Here is a 14,743-nt window from a genome sequence, read left to right as displayed (position 1 = left end):
CGTACTCTCTAGAATCCTTAATTAGCTAAGGCCCAATGTTCCACGGTGGCCTCCCCAACGACACATGCCGATACGCAGGCGAGTATCCGAGTTCTCGCGCATAGCCCAATATCCGATCGAAGTCTAGGCTGATCGTCGCACCAGCCTTCTGAGTCACCTCATCTTCGATCGGCAGATCAAAGTCATCTGCTCCGTAGTTCAATCCTTCGAGCGCCTGTTGATTTTGAGTAAGCACTGAGGTCCGAATCCGCGGGATATTGTCGAGGTAGATCCGACAAAGGGCAAGATGGCGCAGGTATTCCGCAGTTGTAATTTCGATACCACCAATCTGCGTGAAGTAGGGTTTGAACGTCCAACAGAGAAAACTCGCCAGTCCGCCGGTTTCATCCTGAAACTGACGGGTGCGTTCGAGGTGCTCAAGCCTCTCCTCCAGGCTCTCGTCAAACCCAATCACCATCGTTGCTGTCGTCTTCAGACCCGCGTCAACGATCGCCCGCTGTGCTTCGAAGTATTGTGCGACTGTGTACTTGAACTTTGAGTGCCGCACACGAAAATCCTCGGTCAGAATCTCCGAACCACCTCCGGTAATCCATCTCACCCCAGCATCCTTCAACCGCTCCGCGGCCTGGGCATAGCTCAGCTTAGCGTGGTCGGCAAGGTACATGAACTCAGCAATCGTCAACGCGTAGAACTCCAACGCGTCACCATATCGAGCACGGATCGCGGTGAACAAATCGCAGTAATAACTTAGAGGCAGATGCGGATTGAACCCCCCGTTGAACGCCGCCAAATCCCCGCCTAGCGTCAGCAACTCGTCCAGTTTTGCGAATACAGCATCCTGACTTAGCACATACCCTCCGTCCTGGCTGGGCAGCTTGTAAAAAGCACAATAATCGCACTGCGCAACGCAAACGTTCGTATAGTTGATGATCCGCATCACCATATACGTGCAAGAACCAGGGGCATGAAACCTCCCGCGCACACTTGCAGCAAGCGAGGACAACTCGCTGTCGGATGCATTGAGCCAAAGCCAACGCGCGTCGTCCTGACCAATGCGCGTCCCTTCGACGACCTTAGCGGCGATTTCGGAAAACGTCCCCCGGATGGACGCAGGAGTCTGGATCATCCCTCTAGTGTAGTGCGCCAGACTCCTCCAGACCACTCGCCATCCCGAAGATCGGCCATTATGTCGATCAACTGGGAATAAACCACTTCAGCCAACTGCGAAATCGATTTCCAGATGCTTCGCGCATCCATCAAGCAGCCGTGTTTTCGAGTTCCTCGTAGAACGGATAGTCACTATAACCGCGATGATCTCCGCCCCAGAAGGTGTTGCGATCATAAGGGTTGAGCGGAAGTCCGAGCTCGATGCGTTTGGGCAAGTCCGGGTTGGCGGCGAAGTGACGACCGAATGCGACCAGATCAGCGTCACCCTTGCCGACAATATCCGCAGCTCCCTCAGGTTCAAACCCTCCTGCAGCAAGGATTGTTCCTTTGAAGATTTTGCGCAACTGCGCGGCTGCGACTGGAGGTTGACCCTCCACAGGAGCTTCTGCGCCTACGATCCGCGGCTCGACAACATGCAGATACGCCAGATCCAAGCGGTTCAGTTGTTCAGCCACATAACCGAAGGTGACCTCTGGGTTGCTATCCGACATGGAAGCCCATGTTCCGCTCGGCGCTATACGAACGCCGACACGGCCTGCCCCCCACACAGACACAACTGCTTCTGTGACCTCAAGTAGCAGCCGAGCTCGATTATCTACCGACCCTCCATAGGCGTCGGTACGTTTGTTGCTACCATCCTGAAGAAACTGGTCAAGCAGATAACCATTTGCTCCATGAATTTCGACGCCGTCAAAGCCCGCTGCCTTCGCCCGTTCGGCACCTCTGCGAAATTCTTCGATGATGCCCGGGATCTCTTCAATTTTGAGAGCGCGGTGCGGAGAGACCGGTACCGATCCGTCACCTGTCACAACAATCTGCTCGAACGGAACAACTGACGGCGCCACAGGTGCAGCTCCGTTGGTCATGTCAGTATGCGACTGACGCCCAACGTGCCAGAGCTGAAGAAATATTAGTCCGCCCTTTCGGTGGACTGCTTCTGTAACCTTCTTCCACCCAACGACCTGTGCATCCGAATAGATGCCAGGCGCACCAAGATAGCCGCGACCGAGGACCGACACTGTAGTCGCTTCAGCGATGATAAGCCCTCGCCCCGAGGCCCGTTGCCCATACATCTTCGCCATCAGGTCGCCCGGAATGTCACCAGGTTGTTCAGAGCGTAGGCGGGTGAGGGGAGCCATCACAACACGATGCGACAGAGTGAAAGGGCCAATCTGAATAGGAGTAAACAACTTAGATTTTTGGGGGGTGCTCATAGAATCCTCGAAAACAATATGATGGTGTGTCCCGCTCGCACCAACTCCGATATTGCGTCCACTCGGAGTGGGCAACGGAACAATCACTTGTTAATGAACTAGATGGTTCATAATAATAAAACGATGCAAAAGCTTTGCAAAGAGCTTGATTCAAGCTTCCTTGGCACCGAATACAAGGAATTGGAAGACCTTGTTTTCAGCAGACGTCATTCGATTTAGTCAGTGATAACTTGGATATGGCCATCAGGTAATCGCGCGAGAGTCGGAGCATAGGCGCCAAGGAACTGACGCCGCCACCATACACCTTCGGTATCCTTCTGTTCCGGCGTGCTGAACCAGTATTGCCACAACACCGCGCGAACAAAATGAGGCGGTGCATTCCAAAATGGATTACCGGCGAAAAGTTCGAGCGCATCGCGGTCGTTTTCAAGAAGCAACTCTTCAGTTCGTGGAACAATAAGATTCTGTTGCCATAAGCAGAGTGAGGCGAACCAGAGGTTCCAATCGAAACGTGGCTGATAAGGTGCGTAGACACGAGGCCGTTCGGACAAGTCCTGCGGCTTATAGCGAAAGGGATAAGCCTCCCATTGCTTACCGTCGTTGGATCCCTGAAATTCAATCTCGTAGCGATGTGGGGTCATAACAGCAAATAGTCCATATTGGTTCGCAACGCGGAAAGGTTCAAGTGCAACTACGAGTTTCAGAGGAAGCGGAGCACCGCGCCAGAACATATGCACAAGAGGAACTAAGGTCGCGTAGAAGATCCAGACAAGTACGACTGCAGCGATCGCAGTGCGGAAGAGGGACAGCGGACGTGTTCTTGCAGAAGTCTCATTCTCATCATTTGAATGGGCGGCGTTATCGATTCTCGAAGCAGGAGCGTTCAGACCGTCGTGACTTAAACTATTCCGCCTACACAAAAATGTGTCATCCAAAAGAAAGAATGCGAGGGCGAGGACGAGATATTTCAGAAAGGCATAGTTCGCTGTCGCGATGACTCCAATTTGCCAAAAGGTCACGATGAAGAAGCAAAAAGTCTTCCATCGGCGTGGAAGTACTGCTAACCAAACGAGGGCGAGTTCCATCGCAAGCGTCAGTGCGGCTGTGGCGATATGGAACCAATGCGGCAGGTGTTGAAGATACCAGCCGATCCATGTAGGCAGAGGCCCGTTCTGATAGTACTCATACGTCGCCGTCAGATTTCGCCACGTGGGATCTCCGCTCTCCAACTTGATAACGCCTGACTGAAAATAGATGCGAAACCATTCCCACAACAATAGAAACATCGCCGCTCGCATCACTGGCCGTTCCCTTCCCCACCCGGGGAAAATACCAGAAGGGGCGAGGAAGATTGACAGGACTCCGGCCTCAAGCAACATGCCGTCTGATTGGTAGCCTGAAAACTCCTGTGCGACGCTGACGAATGACAAAAAGCAACAGAAGCAGATCACGAGCATGGCGCGTGGCCAGAGATTGGCCACAAGGGCCAGGGATGCAGCGAGACCAGTCCAACAAAGAGCCACAATCATGTGGTTGCTGCTGGAGAACCATAGGACAGTTGGCACGTACCAGAAACGCAAAGCTCCGAGACCCTGTGCGGCCTGCATGTATTCCGCGGCGGGAAGAATTCCTCGCGCTCCGATGAGGCCGCGCACCTGATAAACAAGCGAAAAAAATGCGGAAAAATAGACCAGTCCAAGGGAGCGGAGAAAGAGCCAACGCGCGATGAAGTGATCTGTTGATCCCTGAGATGAGTCGAAAAGGTAGTGGAAGGATCTTTTGGTTGCCTGCATCACAGGTCCTTTTTCTGCAAGGCTTAAAATGCTATCTGTGAGGGCTGCGACAGTGATCCAGCGTGTCTCTACGACAACGCGTGAGTTATTTCATGAAGAAGAATATCTACCGCGGCCATTCGAAGAAACAATAGCCCGATGAAGTGGAACTGTCATCATTCTTCGGGGTCACATGATCCATCGTACAAACAGTTCCGGAATCCTCAACTATACCAACAAGCACTATCGTCAGCGCCGCTTTGCATTTGCCGCTACCGGCTTATCCCACGGATCAAGCTTGCATTATGGCACAAGAGGTATGCACGTCGATGGCGCGGTAGTTTAAGCAAGAGAGCAAGTGAGTCACGGGAGGCGAAACAGTCGCACAGACGTGTCCCTCGACAGCCTTTATTCTGTGCGCAACGCTTTCATCGGGTCGACTCGAATTGCGTTGCGAGCCGGGATCGCGCAGCCGATCAGCGCAACGACGGCGAGAAGAATCGCGATACCCCCGAGCGTCAGCGGATCGTCCGGCTTAATCGTAAACAACATGTTGGCCAGAAATCTCGTTGAAAATATTGCCGCTACTGCCCCCGCGGCGATTCCTGCAATTACTGGGGACATGCCACGCATCAGCACACTGTGCAGGATCTCCTCCTTCGGAGCGCCAAGGGCGATTCGTATTCCTATCTCTTTCGTTCTATGAGCGACCGCGAGTGCAAGTGTTCCACTTACCCCCACGACGGTGATGAACAATGCCAAGGCCGCGAATAGGCCCAGCAGAATCGTTGTGACTCGGGGCGTTCCCAACTGCGCGCTTCGCAACTGATCCAACGACCGCATCTCTGTTACGGGTTGGTGTGGGTCGATCTGGTGAATGACATCGGCAATTTGGTTTGCAGCGCGCATCGGTTCGACACGTGTGCGTACCAACAGATGGGCGTCTGTGAGAGAAGGAGATTGATCCTGCGGTAGATAAATTCCTTCCCTCAAATCTTTGTCAAGCCCATATTGATGGACGCTGCTTGCCACGCCGACAATAGTGATCCATGTCTTGCCATTGTCTATGGACACATGACGGCCAATTGGATCTTGCGTGGGCCAGAAACGTTTCGCCATACGTGCGTTCACGATGCCCACTGCCGGAGAGTTTTGATTATCCCCGTCCGTAAAGGCGCGCCCTGCGAGGATGGGCACACCGAGCACGTGAAAATAGTCGGGACTAGCGAGTTCAAAGTCCACTTGCGGCATCATTTCGCCGGGGTCCACGGGCCGTCCCTCTAAGAGTATTCCGCCGGTCATGGTCCCCACGTTACCGTTTAGAGGAACCATCACACTGACTGCAGCACTCTCGACTCCAGGCAGCCCCGATACGCGACCCAACACCTGATGGAAAAATTGATTGAGCTCTGCGCGTTTCGCATATTTGGTCCAATCCAAACTGATCCGCATGGAGAGCACATTCGCAGTCTTAAATCCCGGATCAACAGACAGCAGTTTATGCAAACTCTGGAGCATCAACCCTGCACACACCAATAAAACGAATGAGAGAGCTACCTGCACTGCAACAAGCACCATGCGGGCCTGCGTCACTTGGCCACTTCCGACTGATCTTTCCCCGGAGCCAGTCAGGACACTCAAACGGTTACGGCTCGCCACAAACCCCGGAAGCGCTCCAAACAGCACTCCAGCAACGATGGAAAGAGCGGCCACAAAGAACAGCACTCGACCATCAAGGTGTATTTCTCCCGATAGCGGTGTCATTCGTGCGGCGTAATCAATCAGCAGCTTCGATCCAACCGCCGCAATGCCAAGTCCTAGTACACCGCCCGCAAGAGCGACAACCATGCTCTCGGTCAAAAGTTGACGAAAGATGTCCCAGGCGCTCGCGCCTGTAGCCATGCGGATCGCCATCTCCTGAGATCGGCGCATTTGCCGCGAAATGGCGAGATTCGCCAAGTTCGCACACGCCAGCAACAACACCAGGCCAGCAGCACCAAGCAGTGTCAGAAAAGTAGGCCTCGCCGCGTGGGTCAGTTCGTGCTCCAACCCCGCGATCTGCGCTGAAACTCCGGCAGCGGCTGGATACGATTTCGGATAGATAAGCGCGAGCCGATTTGTGATCGTGGCCAAATCCCTCCGTGCTTGCGCTTCTGTCACGTCCGCTTTCATCCGGGCAAAGACCGTGAACATCCGCATATCCCTGTCAGCGATCATCTTCGGGTTGGAGCGAAAGGGACATGACGTTGTTGGCATATATACATCATTTGCGTCTGGATACTCCGGAAGCGGAGGCAGCACCCCCACTACCGTGTGGACGCGATCGTTCATCACGAACGTTCGGCCCAGTATCTTCGGATCCCGGCCAAAATTCTTTACCCAATATGCATAGCTGAGCACTAAAACCGGCTCAGCCTTCTGAGTCTCGTCTGCCGGTGTGATTAGCCGCCCCAGGACGGGCTTCACGCCCAGAACATCAAAGAAGTTCGCAGAAACCACCCCGGTACTGACACGCTCCGGAACCTTTGATCCGAGCAACGTAAAAGTCATTGAATGATATTCGGCCAGATCGGTGAATACATGGTTCAGCTGGCGATAGTCCGCGATCTCCTGCACGGAGAATCCAATCGGATCTGCTCCAACGCGCGACGCGGTTTGTTCCAGATGTACGATCTGCGTCGGATTCGCATACGGCAGCGGGCGCAGTAGTATTCCATTGATGACAGTGAAGATGGCGGCATTCGCGCCGATACCCAGCCCGAGCGTCAGAATCGCCATAAATGCGTATCCTGGGCTGCGACGTAGCGTTCGCCATGCATATCGAATATCGCGAAGTGCATTTTCAAGCGGTGCGATGCTGTTCCTCTTCCAAACTTCCTCGCGTATACGCTCCGGCGAGCCGAACTTCAGGTAGGCCTGCCGTCGTGCTTCTTCTTTGCTCATCCCACGAACGAGGTTTTCATCGGACTCCAAGGAAAGATAGCTCTCCATCTCGATACTTACCTCTGCGTCGTTACGTCGTCTTCTGAAAAATCTACGTAAGCTCATGCGACCTCCCTTCGTGTGACCACTATTCCCCCATCACGAGCCCGATTGCACGTGCCATCTGTCGCCAGCGATTCGTTTCCAACACCAGCTGCTTCTTTCCCGCTGAAGTAAGCCGATAGAACTTTGCTTTACGGTTGTTTTCGCTTGCGCCCCAATAAGACTCGAGCCACCCGCGATCTTCCAAGCGGTGAAGTGCAGGGTACAGTGATCCCTGTTCTACCTGAAGCACGTCCTCTGACGTGTGTTCGATAACATGCGCGATGGTGTGGCCATGGGCTGGCCCCATCACGAGCGCCCTGAGGATCATCATGTCCAACGTTCCCTGAAGCATCTCACCATCTGATTTCTTCATTCGATCCATCGGCAATCTCTCCACTCGAGTGTCTATGGGTACAAAGAGTACACCACTCGACGCTCTATGGGAAGAGATGGGAATCAGCCTCGATTGAGCAAGAGATCGCGTTTACCGCGGAGCACCAGGAGTTTTAGTTGCGTCATCTGTAACCATGCCTGCCACTTGGGTTATGCAGCGACGCCCAGCGCTGAATATGCCAATATTTGTTCGAATGAGTTCCTTCAGCCACAAGGCAATCACCTGTTCCGCTTGAAGTTGTTATGCACCGATTCCGTAACGGCAAAAACCCCCGATATCAATGTCTGTAGCAACGTCTTTGCGTCGCTCTGCCGAGAAAGGTTGGCACTCTGCCCGGCCCAAAGCTGAAGGAACTCCGGCTTCACAGCTTTTTCGGCGACGACGGTCAGGTTCTTCATCAGAATCCGCTGCAAGGGATAGGGGAGAATCTCAATTCCTGGACGATTGAGCTCTTCAAGCAACTGGTTATGTATTCCCCTGGCCAGCCTTCCAGTGAACCCCCTGGTCAATCCTGTTCTGCGAGCGTTTCCCCTGAGGAGCGCGTTGCGATGAAGCGGACTCGCACCGGACTCTTCGCACGCCAAAAAAGCTGTCCCTATCTGTACGCCCTCAGCGCCAAGAGCAAATGCTGCGACAACTCCGCGAGCATCGGCGATACCTCCGGCGGCAACAACCGGAACTGAAACTGAGTCTACAACCTGAGGTACGAGCGAGAACGTTCCGGTGAGTGATTCTTCGGAGGGGCGCAGGAAGGAGCCACGGTGACCGCCCGATTCAAAACCTGAAGCGGCGACGACATCGACTCCTGCCTGCTCAAGAACCACGGCTTCGTCCGGTGTCGTCGCAGTTCCAATCGTAACGATTCCCTGCGCACGACACTCGTCGAGAATCTCCTTCGGGGGGACTCCGTAGATGAAGCTAAAGACGGGAACCTTTGCATCGAGCAAGACCCGCACCTGGTCCTCAAACTTGATTGGGACATAACGTGTGAAAGTCGGGAGCGTCCCTCCCAAAGCTTGGATGTGCCCAGCGAGAGATGCCAGGCTTCGCGCAAATGCCTCGTTGCCGGAAGTGCGTGCACCCTCATCTTCCATCGAGACCCACAAGTTGATCGCGAACGGTTTGGAGGTGAGCATACGAATTTCAGCGATCACATCTCTAATTGCTGAAGGGTTCAGGCCATGCGCCCCGAAGGACCCCAGGCCGCCAAAGTTTGAGACCGTTGCTGTCAATCGCTGCGTCGACAAACCACCAAGAGGTCCCTGAATGATTGGGTATTCGATACCCAAGGTTGAAGAAATACGAGTCATGTTCCATTGCGGTGACGAGTTAGTGGACTGCTGTTTCATAACTGCCTCTGAAAGCGACCTTTAGGCATAGACCCGTTGGCCTCTGCCTAAAATTTGCTACTCTGCGACTTCGAAGATGACATCGAGCTCTACTGGCACACCGAGGGGGAGGCTGGCGATCCCGATTACCTGACGGACTGATGTCTTCTCGATACCAAAAACGTCTCGAAACAGATCCGACGCAGCGTCTGCGACTCTGGGCTGGTCAAAGAAGTCTCCTGAGGTCGCTATGAAGACACCGAGCCGAATGACGTGAGTCACCCTGTCGAGTGAGCCCAAATGCTCCTTGGCCGCGGCAAGCACATTCAGTGCCGCAATATAGACGGCTTCCCGTCCGGCCTCGGCGTCGAGTTCTTTCCCAAGTCGGCCAACGAACTTCGGCTTGTGATTGACGATCGGGAGCATTCCGCTAAAGAACAGCAGATTGCCGGTCTGCACCGTCTCGACGTAACTGCCTAACGGCGTCGGCGTGGCTGGGAGTTGAATACCAAGGTCCTGCAACCGGCGTTCTGCACTGCCCGGCTGCGAACCTTTATTGCTTACCATTTGCCTGCGTGCGCACCGCCGTCCACGTGCAGCACCTCCCCAGTGACGTGACGAGCTTCCGCGAGATATACAACAGCTTCTGCAATGTCCCTCGAGTCAGACACTGTTCCCATAGGGGAAAGAGACTTCATAAAATCCTTCGGACTCTTATTATGAAGTGGGGTGTCGACGACACCAGGTGCGACAGCGTTGAAGCGGATATTGTTCTTCGCGTACTCGCTCGCGAGACTTAGAGTAATCGCCTCAAGTCCGCCCTTCGTAATCATCGGGATCGAGGCCGAAACGCCCGAAATGGGGTTCTTAACCAACGAAGACGTGATGCTTGTCACGCTGCCACCGGTGCCCTGCGACAGCATCTGCCTGACTGCGGCTTGAGTGATGAAGATGAACCCTTCCAGGTTAGTGGAAACGAGACCGCGAAAATCCTCGATGGTGAAATCCGTGAAAGGCTTTGCTGAGAAGATCCCTGCATTGTTGACAACATGGTCGATCGAGCCGAATTTGTCTATCGCAGTCTTTGCAACGTTCTCTGCCGTCGCGCCCTGGCCGACGTCTCCATCGACGAGTGCGAGGTTCGGTGACGGCTTAGTGCTGCCCTTGGAGACGCTACGCGAAGTTGCAACTACGTTGTAATCGCGGTCCAGAAAAGCCTGTACAACCGCTGCTCCGATACCTTGCGATGCACCTGTTACGATGACTGTCTTGTTTTTTCCCACAGTTACCTCCTCTTGTTTCTGCCGATGCCTCAACGAATTCGGCTGTAACCGCTAACGCATCATGTCAAACGTTACACAAGAGCTGATTCTTTGAACTTCTACTAAGATTCTTAAAAGATTGCACTTGATGTGAAAATCTTAGGGCCTCTTAAAGTCGATTCCAGCACGCTACGAGGAACCACTATGAAACACACATCCTTCGAATCTGTTAACTCGCGTTGACAGACCTCAAACGCCTTCCCCCAGAACCCCAGGCTCCTTCAAGTCGGCATACAGCATGACCACCGACCGGGGTCCCGCGCGGTAGGTAAAACTAGGAACTCCTGCCGCTGCCCGCCAGTCCACGATATCTTCCGGGGAATCAAGCGTCGTATCTATCCACCGTCGCCACGGGCGTTCGCCTCCACCGTCCAGGCGAGGCAGCTCAAAATCGAGCGGCTCCCAGTAGGCGTTCAGAATCCAGTGAATGATGAGTCCCTGATATGTTAGTTCCGCAGACAATGCCAGACTGTGCGAGCAATCACTCCAGTCTGGCTGGTGAAGCCGCGTACCATGCCACTCCCGTTGTGCGCTTTGCAGCAGTTCGGCAAGAGTCAAAGTACCATTTGGGTCAAGATTGCGCGTTGCACGCCTCGCGTTCAGAAGACTCACGAAACGGTGGACATCCGCGTGTTTTTCCGACAGCGTCCAATCCAGCCAATTGGTTTCATTGTCGTGGCAGTAGGAGTTGTTGTTGCCTTGTTGCGAGCGGCGAACTTCATCGCCCATCAAAATCATCGGCAGCCCAATAGCCATTAGAGTCAGAGTGAAAAAAAATTTCACCTGCCTGTTGCGAAGGCTCTCGATCGCGCGGTCATCGGTTGGACCTTCAACACCACAATTCCAACTGCGATTGTCGTTCCCGCCGTCTCGGTTGTCTTCGCCATTCGCTTCGTTGTGTTTCCCGTTATAGGAGACAAGATCGTTCAGTGTGAAGCCATCGTGGCAAGTGGCGAAATGGACGCTCTGTTCGGCCTCGCGACGTTTATGGCTGTAAAGGTCGGGGCTTCCAAGCAGGCCGTCTGCAAGGGCTTTGACAGTACGCTCGTCCCCGCGGACGAATGCCCGCACATCGTCGCGGAACTTGCCGTTCCATTCTCGCCAGCTGTCACCAACGAAACTGCCCACCTGATAAAGCCCCGCCGCGTCCCAGGCTTCAGCGATCATCTTGGTCCCCGCAAGTGCCGGGTCCGACTCGATGTCCCACAGCACCGGTGGATTGGGCAATACCCGGCCAGCGGAGTCCCGCGCCAGAATCGATGCAAGGTCGAAACGAAAACCATCGATATGCATCTCCTTCACCCAGTAACGCAGACTATCGACAATCATTCGCCGCGTAACTGGATGATTGGCATTAAGCGTATTTCCTGTGCCGCTGTAGTTAGCGTAGTCTGAACCGTCCCCTTCAAGGATGTAATACGCATCATTAGCCAACCCACGAAAACTCAAGGTCGGCCCGTCTGACCGCCCTCGGCGGTGTGGTTATAGACCACATCTAGGATGATCTCGATTCCCGCGCGGTGCAATGCCTTGACCATGTCACGGAATTCATCCTCCGGACCGACCGGGTCGCAACGGGAACTGTAACCACGATGGACTGAAAAGAATGAAACCGGAGCATATCCCCAATAGTTGACGCGGCCTGGCGGGCAATCCAGGCTATCGAACTGAAACACCGGAAGAAGTTCCACCGCCGTGACTCCCAGTTGTTTCAAATAGGGGATCTTCTCGATTAAACCTGCGAATGTCCCTCGCTTGTGATTGGAAACTCCAGAACTTGCATGGCGGGTGAAGCCACCAACATGCATCTCGTACACAATTGTTTGCGAGGCGGCCCGACGCAGAGGCGCATCGCCCTCCCAATCATAGGCGCTCACATCAACGACGACACTCTTCATGGCGGTGGAAGCGTTATCTCCCTCGCGGCCTGCAGCATCGCGGCTATAGTTTGCCGGCACTGCCACTCCTCGGCCATAAGGGTCGAGCAGCACCTTCTCGGGGTCGAATCGCATCCTCTTGTCCGGATTAGCAGGGCCGCGAGCGCGGTAACCATAAGTCTGTCCAGTCCGGAGTCCCGGAACGAACAAGTGCCAATAGTGATAGGTTCGGTTTACGGATTGACTGAACGGGATGATGTGCGTTGGAGTGGAATCCGCGTCATCAAAGAGCACTAATTCCATTCCGATGGCATCGCGTGAGTAAACGCTGAAGTTCACTCCTCCGTCGACGCAGTGGGCGCCAAAAGGATCGGCCAGACCGGGTAGTACTACCTTACCCGTGTTCGCAGCTGCTAGATTCGGCATCGTTTTCTCCGACTGTTCGCGAGAAATATTACTCCTCAAGATCAACGGTGCCCACCTGCTCCCGGCGCATCAGTCCTGATTGCCAAAAACTAGTTCAACGGCAACATGACTGTAATAAATTCACTTGACATATTCTTATATAGGAATATGTTAACGACATGGCACGAGCAGCAACAACAACAGACGTTTTTAACGCAATCGCCGAGCCCCGCCGGCGCGAGGTCATTGCGGTGCTGGCAGACGGCAAAGAGTATGCGGTGAATGAGGTTGTGGTGCGATTGCGGATGTCGCAGCCGACCGTTTCGAAGCACCTCGGCGTGTTACGTAAGGTTGGCGTGGTGTCGGTCATAAGGCGCGGTCAACATCGGATGTACCGATTAAATGCAGCCGAGTTGAAGCCGGTGCACGACTGGGTAAAGACGTTTGAGCGGTACTGGATGCACCAATTGGGCCAGATCAAGGAGCGTGCGGAGCGAAAGGCTCTGGAGCGGATCATTTCAAACACCATCGGAGCAAAGGAGGAGTAATGGCAGCAACGATTCAGGAACAGGTTGTTCAGGCCTTCGAGATTGTGAAAGATGAGCAGATTGCGGCGCCAATCGAGATCGTATTCGAGGCAATTCTGGAGCAGATGGGGCCTATGAACTCGACCCCGGAGAAGCCGATGCCGATGAAGCTCGAGGCGTGGCCAGGCGGCCGCTGGTTTCGCGACCTGGGAGACAACACGGGACACTTCTGGGGCCTTGTACAGGCGATCAAGCCGCCATCGCTTCTGGAGATATTTGGGCCGCTGTTCATGTCGACCCCGGCAGTCTCCAACATCCAATATCGGCTCACCGAAGAGAACGGATTGACCCGCCTCCGTTTTATACATCGAGCGATGGGGTGGATTGGCGAAGCGGACCGCGGAGTCGACGTCGGCTGGACAGATCTGATGGTCCGAATTCGCACGGCCTCAGAGACAAAACGGGACCGCAGGTAGCCATGTGCCCGGTGTGTCTCGCAACCGTGGCATGGATCGCAGCGGGAGCCTCCTCAACTGGCGGCATCTCCGCGTTAGTCGTGAACAACCTTCGCGGCAAAAACCAACGCCTACCGACAGGAACCGAGAGGAAGGAGAGACATGGACAAGAACAAGGAAACTCGCCCAAACATGAAGATACCCCCGATCGTGTCGCTGCAGGAGTGGGAGGCAGCGCGTCAGAAACTGCTCATCAAGGAAAAAGAATTGACCCACGCACGTGATTCGATGGCCGCCGAGCGTCGGCGTATGCCGTGGCTGGCGGTTGAGAAGGAATATGAATTCCACGGACCTAAGGGCAAAAAGAGCCTGCTCGATTTGTTCGACGGCCGCCGTCAACTAATTGTCTATCGCGCCTTCTTCGAGCCCGGAGTCTTCGGCTGGCCCGATCATGCCTGCCGCGGCTGTTCTTTGGGAGCGGACCAGGTCGGCCACCTCGCCCATCTGAACGCCCGCGACACCACGCTCGTGTACGCTTCGCGTGCACCGCAGGCTGACATCGCGCGGCTGAAGAAGAGGATGGGCTGGGCGATGCCGTGGTACACCATCACCGACAGCTTCGACGCCGACTTCGGCGTGGACGAGTGGCACGGCACAAACGTGTTCTTCCACCACAACGACCGCATATTCCGCACCTACTTCATCAACAACCGTGGCGACGAGGCTATGGGGAGCACATGGAGCTATCTCGACGCGACGCCGCTAGGGCGCCAGGAGAAGTGGGAGGACTCGCCGGAGGGCTACCCCCAGACCCCGCCGTACAAGTGGTGGAACTGGCACGACGAATACGCTGCATCGCCCGATCCGAAGTGGGCAAAGGTGCTAGACCAGGCACTGGAGGAGCTGAACCTAGACAAATAGTGGCCTAAACGCTCACGTTGACTTCGTCGTTCCCAGATCGCGAGGCACACATAGACGTGGGTGCGGCCTTGCTCTGACTGAAGCCGGAGTAGTCGCACTCACGTATGGCCGCCGTGTTCTCACCCCTCCATGAATTGCTGGACCATGCAGGGGGCGACTGTGGGCGGCCACATTCGAGACGACTGCACGCAAGATTTTGCCACGAATCTACCTTCGATGCTGTCGCACTTTCCACCCTCTACCCACGGATGCAGATCGACCTCAAGTTTACAAACTTCATCGCATTGACATGGTGTCTGCTGTTCCGCATTGTTTTCGCGGCAAAGAGTCTCCA

The 14,743-nt window shown here is 54.7% G+C and carries 13 protein-coding genes; 3 read left to right on the top strand and 10 right to left on the bottom strand.

Annotated elements, in window-relative coordinates:
- Positions 1–25: 25 nt before the first annotated feature.
- The 10 genes from RBB77_RS10420 to RBB77_RS10375 form a co-directional block, all read right to left on the bottom strand.
- A complete protein-coding gene (locus RBB77_RS10420; RefSeq protein WP_353067120.1) occupies positions 26–1,126 on the bottom strand; it encodes a radical SAM protein in 1,101 nt (366 codons plus the stop codon).
- A 130-nt stretch (positions 1,127–1,256) separates the two neighbouring features.
- Positions 1,257–2,381, bottom strand: a complete 1,125-nt coding sequence (locus RBB77_RS10415) for an alkene reductase (protein ID WP_353067118.1) — start codon at positions 2,379–2,381, stop codon at positions 1,257–1,259.
- A gap of 215 nt (positions 2,382–2,596) precedes the next feature.
- On the bottom strand, positions 2,597–4,174 hold the full coding sequence (locus RBB77_RS10410) for a lipase maturation factor family protein (protein ID WP_353067116.1): 1,578 nt from the start codon (positions 4,172–4,174) through the stop codon (positions 2,597–2,599).
- A gap of 387 nt (positions 4,175–4,561) precedes the next feature.
- A complete protein-coding gene (locus RBB77_RS10405; protein ID WP_353067114.1) occupies positions 4,562–7,201 on the bottom strand; it encodes an ABC transporter permease in 2,640 nt (879 codons plus the stop codon).
- A gap of 22 nt (positions 7,202–7,223) precedes the next feature.
- Complete coding sequence (locus RBB77_RS10400) at positions 7,224–7,562, bottom strand: PadR family transcriptional regulator (RefSeq protein WP_353067112.1); 339 nt, start codon at positions 7,560–7,562, stop codon at positions 7,224–7,226.
- A gap of 230 nt (positions 7,563–7,792) precedes the next feature.
- On the bottom strand, positions 7,793–8,923 hold the full coding sequence (locus RBB77_RS10395; RefSeq protein ID WP_353067110.1) for an NAD(P)H-dependent flavin oxidoreductase: 1,131 nt from the start codon (positions 8,921–8,923) through the stop codon (positions 7,793–7,795).
- A gap of 57 nt (positions 8,924–8,980) precedes the next feature.
- On the bottom strand, positions 8,981–9,469 hold the full coding sequence (locus RBB77_RS10390) for a RidA family protein (protein ID WP_353067108.1): 489 nt from the start codon (positions 9,467–9,469) through the stop codon (positions 8,981–8,983).
- Positions 9,463–10,185, bottom strand: coding sequence for an SDR family NAD(P)-dependent oxidoreductase (locus RBB77_RS10385; RefSeq protein ID WP_353067106.1), 723 nt, complete (start codon positions 10,183–10,185; stop codon positions 9,463–9,465). The genes RBB77_RS10390 and RBB77_RS10385 overlap by 7 nt, the downstream gene beginning before the upstream one ends.
- Before the next feature lie 228 nt (positions 10,186–10,413).
- Positions 10,414–11,658, bottom strand: coding sequence for an alpha-amylase family glycosyl hydrolase (locus tag RBB77_RS10380; protein WP_353067104.1), 1,245 nt, complete (start codon positions 11,656–11,658; stop codon positions 10,414–10,416).
- Positions 11,659–11,669: 11 nt separating this feature from the next.
- Positions 11,670–12,527, bottom strand: coding sequence for an alpha-amylase family glycosyl hydrolase (locus RBB77_RS10375; RefSeq protein ID WP_353067102.1), 858 nt, complete (start codon positions 12,525–12,527; stop codon positions 11,670–11,672).
- A gap of 158 nt (positions 12,528–12,685) precedes the next feature.
- Between RBB77_RS10375 and RBB77_RS10370 the strand changes: the two genes are divergently transcribed.
- From RBB77_RS10370 to RBB77_RS10360, 3 genes are all read left to right on the top strand, one after another.
- On the top strand, positions 12,686–13,054 hold the full coding sequence (locus tag RBB77_RS10370) for an ArsR/SmtB family transcription factor (protein WP_353067100.1): 369 nt from the start codon (positions 12,686–12,688) through the stop codon (positions 13,052–13,054).
- Positions 13,054–13,509 (top strand): SRPBCC family protein, encoded by a 456-nt coding sequence (locus RBB77_RS10365; protein WP_353067098.1) that lies wholly within the window; start codon positions 13,054–13,056, stop codon positions 13,507–13,509. The genes RBB77_RS10370 and RBB77_RS10365 overlap by 1 nt, the downstream gene beginning before the upstream one ends.
- Before the next feature lie 141 nt (positions 13,510–13,650).
- Complete coding sequence (locus RBB77_RS10360; RefSeq protein WP_353067096.1) at positions 13,651–14,409, top strand: DUF899 domain-containing protein; 759 nt, start codon at positions 13,651–13,653, stop codon at positions 14,407–14,409.
- Positions 14,410–14,743: the final 334 nt, after the last annotated feature.

This window comes from Tunturibacter psychrotolerans, from assembly GCF_040359615.1.
Lineage (GTDB): Bacteria > Acidobacteriota > Terriglobia > Terriglobales > Acidobacteriaceae > Edaphobacter > Edaphobacter psychrotolerans.
Note: the sequence above shows the minus strand (reverse complement) of the source record. Positions and strands in the feature narration are given on the sequence as shown.